The organism is Streptomyces sp. NPDC048001, from assembly GCF_043203115.1.
Taxonomy (GTDB): Bacteria; Actinomycetota; Actinomycetes; order Streptomycetales; family Streptomycetaceae; genus Streptomyces; species Streptomyces sanyensis.
In genome coordinates, this window is the sequence record NZ_JBIDBN010000006.1 from 1 (window position 1) to 16,037 (window position 16,037).

The following is a 16,037-nucleotide window of genomic DNA, read 5'->3' on the forward strand; positions in this document are numbered from 1 at the left end:
TTCCTCGGGGTGTTTCTCGGTCCTGCTCTCCGCTTTCCGGCCTCTCGGCCTTCCGGCGGCTCCGACTCTATCAGACCCTTTCGGCTCCGATTCCCCGTCAGAAGGGGGTGTCCTCCCGGCCGTTGAGCCGTTCCGACGTCCCGAACTCTAGCGGATTTCCCGGGCCGCTCATAATCGAGCGTTCGAAAGGAATTCGAGCATGCCGAATTCGATCCCGTCCGGGAGTTCGTGCTGAGGTTGGGTGCCGCATCCGCGGCGGGGATGGTCACCGGAGAACCGTTACGGCCCAGCGGCAACCCGAAGAACTTTACGGATCGGTGAGGAGTGTGTCAACTCCCGGGAACAGGATCCCGGCCGCCTCCCCCTCGGGTCGCACCGGAGCCTCTGCCGGGCCGCCGGTGCGGACCGGCGACCCGCTCCGCACCCGCCCCCTCACTCCAGGTCGGTGAGCCTGCCCCCGGCGTCCGGCTGGTCGTGCTCCACCCGCCGCAGGACCCGGATCAGCATCTCGCCCAGCAGTGCCCGGTCCTCCCCGAGGAGGTCCTGGAGGAGGTCCTCCTCGAAGGTCGTGGCCATCCGCATGGCCTCCAGCCACTTGGTCCGGCCCTCGTCCGTGAGCTCGACGATCACCCGCACCCGGTTGTTCTCGTCCCGGTCCCGGGTGACGAGTCCCTCCGCGGCCATGCGGTCGATCCGGTGGGTCATCGCGGCCGGGGTGAGCCCGAGGCGCTTGGCGAGCTCGCCGGGTCCGAGCCGGTACGGCTCTCCCGAGAGGACGAGGGTCTTCAGCACCTCCCACTCGGCATTGCTGATCCCGAGGTCCGCCAGCTGGCGCCCGTAAGCGACGTTCATGCGCCGGTTGAGTCGGCCGAGGGCCGAGACCACCTTCTCGACCTGGGGGTCGAGGTCGCCGTACTCCCGCTGGTACGCGGCGATCTGTTCGTCGAGGCTCGGCTCCTGGGGGCCGGACGCGGGAGCCCCGGGGGTCTCGGTAGGCATGCGGCGAAGTATGGCACGTACCCGTTGGCGTTGAAGTCCTTGGATGTGTAGAGTTAAGCATCGAACTTTAGTTGTGAAGTCTTCAGGCTTCAGTCGTCCAGTCGGCCCGGAGCGGGCCGCAGAACCATGAAGTAGGTGAGTGTGACCAGGGCGAAGGGCGCGGCGATGCGCCGGATCCAGGCAGGGAACGCGCTGAGCGCGTTCGGGCTCGGCTTCACCGTTCCCTATCTGTACGTCTATGTGGCGCAGGTGCGGGAGCTGGGAGCGACGACCGCGGGCGTGGTGCTCGCGGTGTTCGCCATGGCCGCCCTCGCGGTTCTGCCGTTCACGGGGCGCGTCGTCGACCGGCGCGGACCGCTGCCCGTGCTCGTGGGCGCCGCGCTGCTGGCGTCCGCCGGTGCCGCGGGGCTCGGCCTCGCCACGGACGTACCCGCCGCCGTCGGGTCGGCGACACTGCTGGGCGCCGGCACGGCCGTCATGCAGCCCGCACTGGCCACCATGATCGTCTGGTGCTCGGACGCGGCGACCCGCACCCGCGCCTTCGCCACGCAGTTCTTCCTCCAGAACCTCGGGCTCGGGATCGGCGGGCTGATCGGCGGGCACCTCGTCGACGAGAGCCGGCCGTCCAGCTTCACCCTGCTGTTCGGCATCGAGGCCGTGATGTTCCTGGTCCTGGCCGGGATGGCGCTGACCATCCGGCTGCCCCGGCCGGGCGCGCCGGCGGGGGCGCGCCCCACCGCACCGGGCGGGGGCGGTCTGCGGGCGCTGCTGGGCCACCGCGCCATGGTGCAGTTGCTCGTCCTGGGGTTCGTGCTGTTCTTCGCCTGCTACGGCCAGTTCGAGTCGGGTCTCGCGGCCTACGGGACCGAGGCTGCCGGGATCGCGCCCGCCACCCTGGGCACCGCCCTCGCGGCGAACACCGCCGTGATCGTGGCCGCGCAGTTCCTCGTGCTGAGGTTCGTGGAGCGCCGCAGCCGTACCAAGGTGATCGCCTCGGTCGGTCTGATCTGGGCGGTGGCCTGGCTCGCCGCGGGCTACGCCGGGCTCGGCCACGGTGGTCAGGCGATGGCCACGGCCGCGTTCATCTCCACCTACGCGCTCTTCGGCCTGGGGGAGTCCATGCTCTCCCCGACCGTCGCCCCGCTGGTCGCGGACCTGGCGCCCGCGTCGATGGTCGGCCAGTACAACTCGGCGTTCGCACTGGTCAAGCAGCTCGCGCTGGCGGTCGGCCCGGCGGTGGGCGGCCCGATGGGAGCCACCCTGCACGGCCCCTACATCGTCACCTTCGTCCTGTTCTCACTCGGCATCACCGCGCTGGCACTGCGGCTGGGCCGGCGCCTCGCACCGGAGCAGGACCGGCCGTGGCTCGCCACGAGCTCCCGGGTCGTGGCCGTGCACGTGCCCGGGGGCGAGGTGCGCCCGGGCGCACCGGAGGCGCCCCGCTCGCCGGCTTCCGCCGGGAGCCGCTGACACCGCGCCCCGCCGCTGATCGCCTCAGGAGGGCAGGGCGAACTCGCACCACACCGCCTTGCCTCCACCGGGCGTGCGGCGGGACCCCCATGACGAGGCGATGGTCGCGATGATCGAGATGCCGCGGCCCGCCTCGTCCTCGGTCTCGACGCGGCGGCGCCGCGGAAGGTGCTCGTCCCCGTCCGTCACCTCGATGATCAGCCGCCGGTCCGTGCGGCGGAGCCGCAGCCGCATCGGGGGGACGCCGTGCTGGAGGGAGTTGCCCACCAGTTCGCTGACCGCCAGCACCCCGAGGTCGTGCAGCTCGGGAGAGAAGCGCCAGGAGGCGAGGACCCCCGAGGCGAACGCCCGCGCCCGCGGGGCGGCCTCGTGGCCGCCGAGGAGGTCCAGCGCGGCGTTGTGGAACAGCTCGGCGTCGGCACCGTCGCGCGCCGGGTGCTGGAGGACCAGCACGGCGACGTCGTCGTCGTGCTCCGCCGTCACGCCCAGCGAGCGGATCAGACGGTCGCAGACGACCTGCGGGGAACCCGTGGCCCCCGCGAGTGCGCGCTCCAGGGCCGCGACCCCCTCGTCGATGTCCTCGCGGCGGCGCTCGACCAGCCCGTCCGTGTAGAGGACGGCGGTCGAACCGGGCGGCAGGGCGATGCTGCCCGAGGTGTGGAGCCAGCCGCCCGTGCCGAGCGGCGGGCCAGTGGGCTCCTCGGCGCGGCGGACGCATCCGCCGGCGTCGCGGACGAGGATGGGCAGATGGCCCGCGGAGGCGTAGGCCAGACGCCCCTCGTTGGGGTCGTGGACCGCGTACACGCACGTGGCGATCTGGCTGGCGTCGATCTCCGCGGCCAGGCCGTCGAGCAGCTGGAGCACCTCGTGGGGAGGCAGGTCCAGCCGGGCGTAGGCGCGCACGGCGGTGCGGAGCTGCCCCATCACGGCGGCCGCGCGGACCCCGCGGCCCATCACGTCCCCGATCACCACCGCGGTGCGGCCGGCGCCGAGGGTGATGACGTCGTACCAGTCGCCGCCGACCGCGGCGTCGGTGCCGCCGGGCTGGTAGGTGGCCGCGAAGCGCAGGTCGTCCGGCTGCTCCAGCTCCTGGGGCAGCAGGGAGCGCTGGAGGGTCACGGCCGTCTCGCGGTGGCGGCGCTCGCTGGCGCGGAGCCGCTCGGCCGCCACGGCGTGGTCCGTGACATCGGTGGCGAAGATCAGCACGCCGGCCCCCGCGGGGTCGCCGTCCCGCCGACCGGCCGGGAGGCAGGTCACGGTGTAGGAGCCCTCGCCGCCGGCCGGTGCGTCGCCGGTGTGGATGCGGCGCGACTTCACGGTGCGCGGTCGGCCGCTGCGGAGCACCTGCTCCATCAGCGCGAGGAGCCCGAGTTCGGCGAGTTCGGGGCAGCCGTCGACGGCGGGCAGGCCGGGGGTGCGGTGCCCGAAGGCCGACGTGTAGGCGTCGTTGGCGTAGGCGAGCCGGTGGTCGGGCCCGTACACCAGGGCGATCAGGGCGGGCAGACTGCCCAGCAGCTCCGGCAGGACGAAGTCCTCCAGGACGGGTACGGCCGATCCGTCCTGCTCGGCGGGGCGGGCGGACCGGCCGCGGGCTGCGGGCACGGCCCCTTCGCCGCGCGGTGCCCGGGAAGGCCCCTGGTCCGTCCCTCGCGCTGCGGCGCGGCGCTGCGTACCGGGGAGCATCGCGCTCCAACGCGTGAAGTTCACTGACTTTCAAGCCTCAATGGGATGGATTCCAAGGGTCACTCTGTGCAGGTGTGAGCCCACCTATGGTCACACGTCCAGTGTCGCGGACCGGACTGACAGTCGTCTTTGCGCCGGTCTCCCGGCGTTGCGGGACCGCCTCGCCGCACGGGGCGGTCAGCGGTCGGGTGCTCCGCCCCCGCCGTCCGCCGGGGGGCTGGCCCCGGGCGGGTCGGCGGGTGACGGGGGCGGTGCCGCGGCGCGTTCGAACTCGGCCCGCGGGTGCTCCAGGGAGCCCAGCGAGACGATCTCCCGTTTGAACAGACCGGAGAGGGTCCACTCGGCGAGCACCCGTGCCTTGCGGTTCAGCGTGGGGACGCGGCTCAGATGGTACGCGCGGTGCATCAGCCAGGCCGGATAGCCCTTCAGCTTCCGCCCGTACACATGGGCCACGCCCTTGTGCAGGCCGAGCGAGGCGACCGAGCCGGCGTTGCGGTGCGCGTACTCCCGGAGCGGTTCGCCGCGCAGCGAGGCCGCGAGGTTCCCGGCGAGCACGGCGGCCTGGCGGACGGCGTGCTGGGCGTTGGGGGCGCAGTACGCGTCGGGGCCGGAGGCGGTGAGGTCCGGGACGGCCGCCGCGTCGCCGGCCGCCCAGGCGTGCTCCGTGCCGCTGACGCTCAGGCGTGCGGTGCACACCAGGCGGCCGCGTGCGTCGAGGGGCAGGTCGGTCGCGGCGAGCAGCGGGGCGGGTCTGACCCCGGCCGTCCACACCAGGGTCCGGGTGGGGAAGCGGGAGCCGTCGCTGAGCCGGGCGACCCGGCCCTCGCAGGACTCCAGGCGGGTGCCCAGCCGAACGTCGATGTTGCGTGCGCGCAGTTCCCGGACGGCGTAGCGGCCCAGCGCCTCGCCCACCTCGGGCAGGATGCGGTCGGAGGCCTCCACGAGGATCCACTTCAGGTCCTCGGGCCGGATGGTGCGGTAGTAGCGCGCGGTGTAGCGGGCCATGTCCTCGAGTTCGGCGAGCGCCTCCACACCGGCGTAGCCGCCGCCGACGAAAACGAAGGTGAGGGCCGCGTCGCGGATCGCGGGGTCGCGGGTGGAGGAGGCGATGTCCATCTGCTCGATGACGTGGTTGCGCAGGCCGATGGCCTCCTCGACCGTCTTGAAGCCGATGCCGTGGTCGGCGAGGCCCGGCACGGGCAGGGTGCGGGAGACGGAGCCGGGGGCGATGACGAGTTCGTCGTAGGCCAGCGCGACGGCTCCGGTGCCCTCCTCGTCCGTGGCGAGGGTGGTGAGCATCGCCGTCCGCTTGGCGTGGTCGACGGACCTCACCTCGCCGATGACGATCCGGCACCGGTCGAGGACCCGGCGCAGGGGCACCACCACATGGCGGGGGGAGAGGGAGCCGGCCGCCGCCTCCGGCAGGAAGGGCTGGTAGGTCATGTAGGGGTCGGTGGCGGCCACCACGATCTCGACGTCCTCGCGGGCGAGCTCCGGCCTGAGCATCCGCTGGAGGCGCAGCGCGGTGTACATCCCGACGTACCCGCCGCCGACGACGAGGACGCGTGTGCGGGGCGGGGTGCCGGAGGTCGTGCCCCGGGTGTTCGCAGCCTTCACCATCCCATGAGGCAACGGGCTCTGCCGTTTGTCCACAGGCCCGACGGATTGTGTGACCGCAGGGTGCCGTCGGAGCCGCCGCGGCACGGGTCGGGTCATATCGGAAGGTACGCAGGTCAGCGGTTGCGAAGGGGGTGGGTAGGAGGGGTGGAATAGGGAATGTTCCGGTCCTTGCTCCGATCGGGGGGCGCTCCGTGCGAAGTGCCCCCTTCTGAATTGACCCCGGCTCAACTATGTTCATAGCCGGTCGGGGTGCCGGGCCACGGCATGCCCGACAGACCGAGGGCGGGGATGTCTCCGGGGGGAGACGACATGACCGGGGGAACATATATGCACATTCAGGATTCTCATTGGCAGACCGCCGTCGCACCGGTGGCGGCACCGGCGTCCCCCGCGGAGAGCGGGGGCGGGGCGGTGCCCGCGCACCCGGCGGGGCGCCCGGCTCCGCTGCGCGTCGACGCCCAGCGCAATCTGGAGCACGTGCTGCGCGCCGCACGCGAGGTGTTCGGCGAGCTGGGGTACGGCGCTCCGATGGAGGACGTGGCGCGGCGCGCCCGGGTGGGCGTCGGCACGGTGTACCGCCGCTTCCCGAGCAAGGACGTGCTGGTGCGCCGCATAGCAGCCGAGGAGACCGCTCGGCTGACGGAGCAGGCGCGTACCGCGCTCGGGCAGGAGGAGGAGCCCTGGTCGGCGCTGTCCCGGTTCCTGCGGACCTCGGTGGCCTCGGGCGCCGGGCGGCTGCTTCCCCCACAGGTGCTGCGGGTGGGGGTGGACGGCGAGAGTGCCGGGGCCGAGGGCGCCTCCGAGGAGCACTCCGGCGATGTCCGGGAGGAGCCGAGGGTCCCGCAGCAGCGGGCCGGTGAGCCGACCGGGCTGCGGGTCGTCGGGCCCCGGTCCGTGCCCGAGGAGGAGCTGGAGGACACCGGGGCGGCCGAACTGCTCGACGTGGTGGGGCGGCTCGTGGCCCGGGCCCGGGCCGCGGGCGAGCTGCGCGGGGACGTGACGGTGGCCGATGTCCTGCTGGTGATAGCCACCGCGGCGCCGTCCCTGCCGGATGCCGCACAGCAGGAGGCCGCGTCCTCCCGGCTGCTGGACATCCTGCTGGAGGGACTGCGGCCGCGCGCGGTCTGAGGGGCGCCGGGCGACGCGGCGGGGCCGTCCGTGCGGCGCCCCGCGATCCACCGCCCGCCGTGGGCGCCTCCCCGGACGGGTGGTTGCCGGGCAGCAGGGTTCGGCGGGGCGGCGCGCTGTGGCACTCTTGCCCGGTAATCCGGGTCTGAAGTGCTAACGGGGGCTTCCGCGATGAGCGGTGACGGTCGGGACGAGTCACTCGACGGGTCGGGGGCGTCCGCCTCCACCGGAGCGCCCTCGGGCAAGGTCCCCGGCCAGGGCGGGCCTGCCGGGGCGCCGGCGTCCGCACCGTCCGGCACCGGCGGCGGTGGGCGGCCCGGGCCTGCGGGCGACGGTCCGGTGGCGGTGCCCCAGCAGCGGGAGAGGGGCAGTTCGGGCTCGGTGCTGCCGCCGCCGCGGGAGAGCGCACCGTCGGACGGCGATCTGCTGCGGCTGATGCGGGAGGGCGACGACAGCGCCTACGAGGAGCTGTTCCGCCGCCACTCGGAGGCGGTGCGCCGGTACGCGCGTTCCTGCTGCCGGGATGCGGACACCGCGGACGACCTCACGGCCGAGGTCTTCGCGCGGACCCTCCAGGCGGTGCGGGGCGGTGCCGGGCCCGAGCACGCCGTGCGCGCCTATCTGCTGACCACGGTCCGGCGGGTCGCCGCCACCTGGACGAAGTCGGCGAAGCGCGAGCAACTGGTGGAGGACTTCGCCGTGTTCGCGGCGGAGGCCGCCCGCGGCGTGGACCGGGCCCACGGCGACACCCTCGACGCCGGTGCCGATGTGCGGGCGATGCACGAGGCGGAGCGTTCGCTTGCGCTCCAGGCGTTCCGGTCCCTGCCGGAGCGCTGGCAGGCGGTGCTGTGGCACACCACCGTGGAGGAGGAGTCCCCCAGCGAGGTCGCCCCGCTGTTCGGGCTGACCCCGAACGCGACGGCGGTACTGGCGAGTCGCGCCCGTGAGGGGCTGAAGCAGGCCTATCTCCAGGCTCATGTCAGCACGTCGCTGACCGCGGGGGGCGACTGCGCGCGGTACGCGGACCGGCTGGGGGCCTTCGCCCGGGGCGGTCTGCGGATGCGGGCGGAGCGCGGACTGCGCAAGCACCTCGACGAGTGCGCCCGGTGCCGTCTCGCGGCGGGTGAGCTGGCGCATGTCAACGCCGGGATCCCGGCACTGCTGCCGATCGCCGTCGTCGGCTGGTTCGCCGCCGGCTACTCGCTCAAGGCCGCCGGGGTGGCCGCGGGGGGTGTGGCGGGGGCCGCGGGAGCCGGTGCCGCGGCGGCCGCGGCGGGAGGCGGGGCGTCGGGTGGGGCGGCGGGAGGGGCCGTCGCGGAGGGGCTGGGCGCTCCGGCGAAGGCGGGGATCGCCGCCGCCGCGGCCGTCGCGGCCACCGCCGGGCTGGTGTGGGCCTTCTCGGGGGAGCCGGCCCCGGTGGAGGTGCCCGGGGCGAAGCCCGCGGTCTCCGCACCCGCCGAGCCGGAGGCGCCCCCTCCCGCCGCCCCGGCACCGTCCCGGCCGGCGGCGCCCGCGTCCCCTCCGGCGCCGGCTCCCCGCGCGGTGGCGGCCCCCGCCCGGACGTCGTCCCCGCCGCCTCCACCGCCCGCGCCGAAGCCCACTCCCGCGCCGTCGCGCTCCGCGCCGGCACCCGAGCGGTCCCCCGCGCCCGCCCCGGAGGCTCCGGCGCCCTCCCCCACGCCGTCCCCTGCCCCTCCCACCTCTCCCGCCCCGGTCGTCTACCAGGTCAACCGGCTTCCCTACGCCCTGGTCGGAGACGGAAGCGGCCCGGAGGTCCGGATCGCGGGGAGCAGTTGGCTCTGGCAGCGCGGCGCGACATCGATCGGCGGTCGCGGGGCCGGCCAGGGCGTGACGGTCGGGGGCCGTTCCTCGATCCTGATCGACCTGAACCGCCCGTGTGTGGCGTACGAGGCGGTGGTGGGGGTGGACGACCTGACACCGGGCGGTCGGACCGTGCGCTTCGCGGTGTACGGGGACGGGAGCCGGGTGTGGCGTTCGGAGCCCCTGGCACGCGGGGACGAGGCGGTGCGGGTGCGCGTGCCGCTGACGGGCCACCGGACGCTGCGCCTGGTCGTCGAGCCGGTCGGTCCCGGGGCCTCGCTGGCGCTGGCCGACTGGGCCGAGCCGCGGATCACCTGCGGCCGGACGGCCTGATCGCACTGTGCGCGGCCGCGCACGGCCCCGGTCGCGGCGCATCCTCCGCGGCCGGGGCGCGCGCCGCTTCCGGCGACCGGGGGCGGTGCGCCGACCGGACCGCACGCCGGACGGGACCGCACACCGGACCGGACCGGACCGCGCGCCGGACGGGACCGCACACCAGAGGGGTCCGCACAGCGGAGGGGACGGCACGCCGGACAGGGCGCCGCGGCGACCGGCCCGCGCGCGCCCGGGAGGGCCGAGGCGCCGATGACCGTCATGCGGGGGAGCTGCCACCGGCTCGCCCGCGCCCGGGAGCGCCCCCGGATCTGGCTCGGCGCGGGCGGGGCACCGCCGTGACCGGCTGCCAGGCCCCCTGGAGGTGACCGTGCCCCTGCGGGCGGGGTACCGCCGCAGCCGAGCCGCGGATCACCTGCGGCCGGGCGGGACGGGCGGGGGCCGGGTCAGGGCTGCAGGGTGGGGCGCCTGGGCACCCCGCCGGCCACCGCACGGCGGCGGGGCGCCTCCGTGCCGGTCCAGCAACTTCCCCGGCGGGCCAGCAGCTTGCGCAACCACAGCTCCGTGGAGACCAGCTCGGCCAGCCCGTCCAGCGCGACCGGCTCCCCCTCGGAGGCGGCCCGCAGCGCCCGGCGCACCACACGGGCCTCCACCAGTCCGGCATCCGCGAGGAGAGGCGCGTCGAAGAGCGCCATCAGCTGCGGGAGCGCGGTGCGCAGTCCGGTGCGCGCGGTCGCCGTGGCGGTCTGCCCGGCGTGGGCGGTGGTCCCCCACCCGGTCGGCAGGTCGTGGACACCGGCCCCCGTCAGGACGGCGCGCAGCACCTCGGCGCGCGCTCCCGGGCGGACCCTCAGCGTCTCGGGCAGCGCCCTGCTCGCACGCACGACCTGGTTGTCGAGGAAGGGCGCGTGGAGGCGCTGGCTGCGGATCTCGGCGGCCTGCTCCAGGATCCGGTGGTCGGCCGCGTACCGGGTGAGGGCCGCACGGGCGCGGGCCTCACCGGGGCGCAGCACGGTGGCCGGGCGGGTCGCCGCGCCGGTCAGGCGAACCGATACTTCAGCGAGCGCCTCTCCCGTCAGCCAGCGTGCCGCCGGGCCGGGGCGGGCCCAGGCCAGCGCGGCGAGCGAGGCGCCGACGGCACCGTTCAGCCCCACGGCCCCCGGCCGGTTGGCGGTGAGCAGCCGTCCGGCGGCGTCCTCCAGCCCCGCCCGGTAGGGCGTACGGGCGAGGCGGCGGGCCGCCCGGTAGACCGTGAACGGCACCAGCAGGGACTGCGGCGAGGCGCCGTCGGCGCGGGCCAGTGCCGCCACCGGCCGCATCAGATGGCGTCGGCTGCGGTCCATCAGCAAGTCCGCGAGGCGCGCGGGGTGGGCGTCGAGCACCGCTCTGGCGCCCGCCCCGGTCAGATGGTCGGCGCTCCCGGCGACGAGCCGGGAGCGGTGGCGTTCGGCGGTCACCAGCGACGGCGCGGGCTCGTCGGTGAGCGGCCCGCCCTCCAGCCCGGCATAGGGCAGGGCCTCCTCCCCGGCGGCGACGACCACATGGTGCAGCCGGGGGTTGGCGGCGAGGAGGCGGGCGCGTTCCAGCTCCGGCTCGCGGGAGTCGCGCCCGGCGGTGGCCAGGTCGTTGAAGGTGACGGCGAGCAGCCGCTCCCCCGCGCCGGTGCCGTGCCCGAGCACGGTGCCGGGCACCCCGGGCAACCCGGCGGCGAGGAGGGCGAGGGTGCTGGAGGCGCTGCCGCCCGAGAGGTCGGCCCCGATGCCGGGTGCGGGCGCGCCCCGGGCGGCCCTGCGCTCCGCCGGCCCCATGCCGGGGACCGGCCCGGGGTCGGGGGGCAGGGTCTCGGGGGCGTGGCGCGGCGCGGTCAGACGTGCCCGCACGGCCTCCACGAGGGCGTCGCGGACCCCGCCGACGGCCTGGTCCGGGTCGATCCGGGGCCCGGCGACGGCGAGCGAGGCGACCGCCTCGTACCCGGCGACCTCCCGGGAGCCCTCGCGGAGGATCAGCGCGTGCCCGGGCGGGATGCGTCTCACTCCCGCGTACGGGGTGGCGTCGCCCAGCGCTTCGGGGGTCTCGGGGCAGGCCAGCAGGGCGGCCAGGTAGCCGATGTCGAGCTGGGCCTCGACCAGGTCGGCGAGCGGCAGGGCGGCGGTGGCGTAGGCGGTGCCGCCGGCCCACGGGGTGTGGAAGACGGGCCGGGCGCCCGCGAGGTCGCCGACGACGGTGGTGCGCCGGCCGGACTGGACTACGGCGGTGTAGCTGCCGGGCCAGGCGGTCAGATGGCGCAGGGCGCCGCCGCGTGCGGCGAGCAGGCCCACCCGGAGTTCCTCGTCGTCGGCGGCGCAGCAGCCGAGGACCGCGAGGCGGACGGCCGGGGGAGGGTTCGCGCCACCGCCGGGAACGGAGCGGGCCGGTGGTGCGACCGTGACGACGCGCACCTCATCGGGGCGCCAGTCGCCCACCGCCCACAGCGGGTCGGGTCCGCCCCACAGGCGGTGGGAGCCGACCGGGTGGACGGAGCCGCCCTCGGTGCCGTCCGGCAGGCCGGCCGGGGCGTCGGCCGGCACGGGGCCCGGGCCGCCACTGCTCCATCCCACCAGCCAGCGCATCCCCGCCTCCACCGTGTTCCCGAAGCCGCTCGGGAACATGCTGCCACGAAGGAGGCGCCGGGACCCCGGCTCCGGTCGCGCGCGCGGGAAGTGAACGCCTGCCGCAGCATGGCGATTTAACGCTGTACGGATGGCGTGAAAGCGATGTTCCGCTCGGTGGAGGAGCGGTTCGAGTCCGCTCCACGACCATCGACTTCCGGCCATTCTGTGGAACGAGGATTAGCTTCGGCAACCGTTCCGGGAGGCGCGGTTCGCCTCCCGGACCGGTCCGCCGCCCGCGGGGATGAGGCGGCGGTGTCCCCCAGCCCACCGGTGCTGACGCACCATGGGCCGACCCACGCAGCACCCAGCGAACCGCCCCGGCCGCCCCCGGGCCAGAGCGCACGGACGGGCGCACGGCCACACGGCGGGAGCACGGCGCGCGGGCGGGGGCGCCCGGCCCGCGCCACATTCCCGCCATACGGCACACCGCCTCTTAACGGTAGGGATGCGGCGAACTACGCTGGGTTTACTGCTGTCCTCCACGGGCGCGCATATTCCGGGCGGTTCGGCCAGGCGCTTTTGCAGCCGGGACCGCTCCGGGACGGGCGGGCCGCGAAACGCGAGGACACAGCACGAATGCCGTGCGCCGGGGCGCCGCGGCAGCCGTCTGCGTGTCGAGGGGTGGCGCATGTCCAGGGAGCAACGCGAGCCGAACGACAAGCTCGGCGCCGTCCTCGCCCTCGCGGGAATCAGCAACGCGGGGCTCGCCCGCCGGGTCAACGACCTCGGGGCCCAGCGCGGACTGACCCTCCGCTACGACAAGACCTCGGTGGCCCGCTGGGTCTCCAAGGGGATGGTGCCGCAGGGAGCCGCGCCGCATCTGATCGCCGCCGCGATCGGCGCCAAGCTGGGCCGCCCGGTCCCGCTCCACGAGATCGGCCTGGCGGACGCCGACCCGGCGCCCGAGGTCGGGCTCGCCTTCCCCCGGGACATCGGCGAGGCGGTGAAATCGGCCACCGAGCTGTACCGGCTCGACCTCGCCGGACGCCGCGCGGGCGGGGGAGGCATATGGCAGTCCCTGGCCGGTTCCTTCGCCGTGAGCGCCTACGCCACCCCCGCGTCCCGCTGGCTGATAACCCCCGCGGACCCGTCGGTCGAGCGGCTCGTCGGCGCCCCCCTGCGGGTGGGCGCCGCTCCGCGCACCGCCGGGCCCGCGGCGGAGCCGGCCGACGGCGCGGACGCCGCCGTGCGGGTCGGCCACAGCGATGTGGCCAAGCTCCGCGAGGCGGCCGAGGACGCCCGCCGCTGGGACTCCAAGTACGGCGGCGGCGACTGGCGTTCGTCGATGGTCCCCGAGTGCCTCCGCGTCGACGCCGCGCCGCTGCTGCTCGGCTCCTACTCCGACGAGGTGGGCCGCGCGCTGTTCGGCGCCACCGCCGAGCTGACCCGCCTGGCCGGCTGGATGGCCTTCGACACCGGCCAGCAGGAGGCGGCCCAGCGCTACTACATCCAGGCCCTGAGGCTGGCCCGGGCCGCCGCGGACGTGCCGCTGGGCGGCTACGTCCTCGCCTCCATGTCGCTGCAGGCCACCTACCGCGGCTTCGCGGACGAGGGGGTCGACCTGGCGCAGGCCGCCCTGGAGCGCAACCGCGGCCTGGCGACCGCGCGCACCATGAGCTTCTTCCGGCTGGTCGAGGCCCGCGCGCACGCCAAGGCCGGCGACGCCGCCGCCGCGGGCCAGGCGCTCAAGGCCGCCGAGGGCTGGCTGGAGCGCTCCCGGGAGGGGGACTGCGACCCCTCCTGGCTCGGCTTCTACTCCTACGACCGCTTCGCCGCCGACGCCGCCGAGTGCTACCGCGACCTCAAGGCCCCCCGGCAGGTGCGCCGCTTCACCGAGCAGGCCCTGTCCCGCCCGACCGAGGAGTACGTGCGCTCCCACGGGCTCCGGTTGATCGTCAGCGCGGTCGCCGAGCTGGAGTCCGGCAACCTGGACGCCGCCTGCGCGGCCGGCACCCGTGCGGTCGAGGTGGCGGGCCGGATCTCCTCCGCCCGCACCACCGAGTACGTGCGCGACCTGCTGCACCGCCTGGAGCCCTACGGCGACGAGCCGCGGGTGATGGAGCTGCGGGAGCGGGCCCGCCCGCTCCTGGCCGCCCCGGCGTGACACCCCCCACTCCCCGGGCCTGGTTTGAAGCCCCTGCCGGCGGGCCAGTGCACTATCGGGGTGGGAGGTGACGCAGGTGACGGCACGCGGGCGGGGCTTCGACTGCGACGTCCTGGTGGTCGGCGGCGGGATCGTCGGCCTGTCGACGGCGTACGCCCTCTCCCGCTCGGCCCCGGGCACCGAGGTGACCGTCCTGGAGAAGGAGCGGGGCCCGGCGCGGCACCAGACGGGGCGCAACAGCGGGGTGATCCACAGCGGGATCTACTACCGGCCCGGCTCGCTCAAGGCCCGCTACGCGGTGCGCGGAGCCGCCGAGACGGTCGCGTTCTGCAAGGAGCACGGCGTCCCCCACGAGGTCACCGGCAAACTCATCGTGGCCACCGACCGCCCGGAGCTGCCCCGCCTCCACTCCCTGGTCCAGCGCGGCCGGGAGAACGGCATCCCGGTGCGCGAACTGGGTGCCTCGCAGATACCCGAGTACGAGCCCGAGGTCACCGGCCTCGCCGCGATCCACGTCGGCACCACCGGCGTGTGCGACTTCCGCGCCATGGCCGCACGGCTGGCGCTCGCCTCCGGCGCCGACGTGCGCTACGGGCAGGAGGTCGACGCCGTCGACCGCAGGCCCTGGGGGGTGGCGGTCCGCACCACCGGCGGCGCGGTGGTGCGCGCCCGGGCCCTGGTGAACTGCGCCGGGCTCCACTGCGACCGGGTGGCCCGCCTCGCGGGCGACGACCCGGGGATGCGGATCGTGCCCTTCCGCGGTGAGTACTACGACCTCCTCCGGCCCGGACTGGTCCGCGGCCTGGTCTACCCCGTGCCGGACCCGGCCTTCCCCTTCCTCGGCGTCCATCTGACCCGGGGCGTCGAGGGCGGTGTCCATGTGGGCCCGAACGCCGTGCCCGCGCTGGCCCGGGAGGGCTACCAGCGGTGGACGGCCCGTCCGCGGGACGTCGCCGAGACCCTGCGCTGGCCCGGCTCCTGGCGGATCGCGCGCCGCCACTGGCGCCACGGGGCCGGAGAGCTGCACCGCTCGCTGTCGAAGCGGGCCTTCACCCGGTCCGTCGCCCGGCTGCTCCCCGCCGTCACCGAGGACGACCTGAGGCCTGCCGCGGCCGGGGTGCGCGCCCAGGCCGTGCTGCGGGACGGCACCCTCGCCGACGACTTCGTCCTGCGCGAGGGCCCCCGGACGGTCCATGTGCTGAACGCGCCCTCGCCCGCCGCGACGGCAGCCCTGCCCATCGGCCGCGAGGTGGCCCGGCGCGCGCTGGCCGCGCTGGACGCCGCACCGGACTGACCGTCCCCGTGCCGGCCCCGGCCACGTCCTCGCCCCCCGGACCGGGCGGGCGACCGGGCCCGCCGCACCGGGCCGGACGGGGCACCGGCCCGGCTCGTAGAATCGACGCACTGTGTCTGAGCCTCGAAACACCGCCCCCGACGCCCCCCGGCCCGCGACCCGCACCGTGGGCGCGCCCCGCTTCCCCGGCGGCCCCGCCGCCGACCCCGCGGGCTCCCACCACGAGCGCCGCATCCGCAGCTTCCAGCCGCGCCGCAGCCGGGTGACCACCGGGCAGGGCGAGGCACTGCGACGGCTCTGGCCGACGTGGGGCATGGACATCGACGGGCACCGGGTGCTCGACCTGGAGGAGCTCTTCGGCGGGCTGCCGGTCGTCCTGGAGATCGGCTTCGGCATGGGCGAGGCGACGGCCCAGATGGCGGCGGACGATCCGGGCACGGGCATCCTCGCCGTGGACGTCCACACCCCGGGCCAGGGCAACCTGCTCGCCCTCGCCGAGCGCAACGGCCTGACCAACGTGCGCGTGGCCAACGGGGACGCAATCATCCTGCTGCGCGAGATGCTGCCGCCGCGCTCGCTCGACGGCATGCGGGTCTTCTTCCCCGACCCCTGGCCCAAGAAGCGCCACCACAAGCGGCGCCTCGTCCAGCCCGAGTTCCTCGATCTGGCCGCCGGGCCCCTGAAGCCGGGCGCCGTCCTGCACTGCGCGACGGACTGGGAACCCTACGCCGAGCAGATGCTCGAGGTGCTCCAGGCCCACCCGGACTTCGAGAACACCGTCCCCGGCGGCGGCTACGCCCCCCGGCCCTCCTTCCGGCCGCTGACCCGCTTCGAGGGGCAGGGGCTGGACAAGGGCCACCTCGTGCACGACCTGCTCTTCCGCCGCACCCGCCGGGAAGCCTGACCCGGCGTCCCGCCCCGAGCCGTGCATCGC

The 16,037-nt window shown here is 75.6% G+C and carries 10 protein-coding genes; 6 read left to right on the forward strand and 4 right to left on the reverse strand.

Annotated elements, in window-relative coordinates:
• Positions 1-432 precede the first annotated feature (432 nt).
• Positions 433-999 carry a MarR family winged helix-turn-helix transcriptional regulator gene (locus tag ACGF15_RS12270; protein ID WP_392798324.1) on the reverse strand — a complete coding sequence of 189 codons (567 nt, stop codon included), beginning with the start codon at positions 997-999 and terminating at the stop codon, positions 433-435.
• Positions 1,000-1,140: 141 nt separating this feature from the next.
• On the opposite strand from ACGF15_RS12270, the gene ACGF15_RS12275 reads away from it, so the two are divergent.
• On the forward strand, positions 1,141-2,469 hold the full coding sequence (locus ACGF15_RS12275) for an MFS transporter (protein ID WP_392798818.1): 1,329 nt from the start codon (positions 1,141-1,143) through the stop codon (positions 2,467-2,469).
• 24 nt (positions 2,470-2,493) lie between these two features.
• Here the strand turns inward: ACGF15_RS12275 and ACGF15_RS12280 are convergent, their stop codons facing one another.
• Complete coding sequence (locus ACGF15_RS12280) at positions 2,494-4,176, reverse strand: SpoIIE family protein phosphatase (protein ID WP_345616321.1); 1,683 nt, start codon at positions 4,174-4,176, stop codon at positions 2,494-2,496.
• A 153-nt stretch (positions 4,177-4,329) separates the two neighbouring features.
• Entirely contained in the window at positions 4,330-5,772 is a 1,443-nt protein-coding gene (locus ACGF15_RS12285) for an FAD-dependent oxidoreductase (protein ID WP_345616320.1), read from the reverse strand.
• Between the two features lie 327 nt (positions 5,773-6,099).
• On the opposite strand from ACGF15_RS12285, the gene ACGF15_RS12290 reads away from it, so the two are divergent.
• Together ACGF15_RS12290 and ACGF15_RS12295 are read left to right on the forward strand one after the other, a co-directional pair.
• Positions 6,100-6,900, forward strand: coding sequence for a helix-turn-helix domain-containing protein (locus tag ACGF15_RS12290; protein WP_362610033.1), 801 nt, complete (start codon positions 6,100-6,102; stop codon positions 6,898-6,900).
• 171 nt (positions 6,901-7,071) lie between these two features.
• Positions 7,072-9,054, forward strand: a complete 1,983-nt coding sequence (locus ACGF15_RS12295; RefSeq protein WP_392798328.1) for a sigma-70 family RNA polymerase sigma factor — start codon at positions 7,072-7,074, stop codon at positions 9,052-9,054.
• A 446-nt stretch (positions 9,055-9,500) separates the two neighbouring features.
• Here ACGF15_RS12295 and ACGF15_RS12300 read toward each other — a convergent pair whose 3' ends face one another.
• Entirely contained in the window at positions 9,501-11,663 is a 2,163-nt protein-coding gene (locus tag ACGF15_RS12300; protein ID WP_392798821.1) for an asparagine synthase-related protein, read from the reverse strand.
• A gap of 670 nt (positions 11,664-12,333) precedes the next feature.
• On the opposite strand from ACGF15_RS12300, the gene ACGF15_RS12305 reads away from it, so the two are divergent.
• The 3 genes from ACGF15_RS12305 (at position 12,334) to trmB (ending at position 16,007) form a co-directional block, all read left to right on the forward strand.
• The gene (locus ACGF15_RS12305; protein WP_345616317.1) at positions 12,334-13,809 is read left to right on the forward strand and encodes an MFS transporter; all 1,476 of its coding nucleotides are present in this window, start codon (positions 12,334-12,336) and stop codon (positions 13,807-13,809) included.
• Between the two features lie 76 nt (positions 13,810-13,885).
• Complete coding sequence (gene lhgO / locus ACGF15_RS12310; RefSeq protein ID WP_362609998.1) at positions 13,886-15,103, forward strand: L-2-hydroxyglutarate oxidase; 1,218 nt, start codon at positions 13,886-13,888, stop codon at positions 15,101-15,103.
• 112 nt (positions 15,104-15,215) lie between these two features.
• Positions 15,216-16,007 (forward strand): tRNA (guanosine(46)-N7)-methyltransferase TrmB, encoded by a 792-nt coding sequence (trmB, locus tag ACGF15_RS12315; RefSeq protein WP_376428231.1) that lies wholly within the window; start codon positions 15,216-15,218, stop codon positions 16,005-16,007.
• The last annotated feature ends 30 nt before the right edge of the window (positions 16,008-16,037 follow it).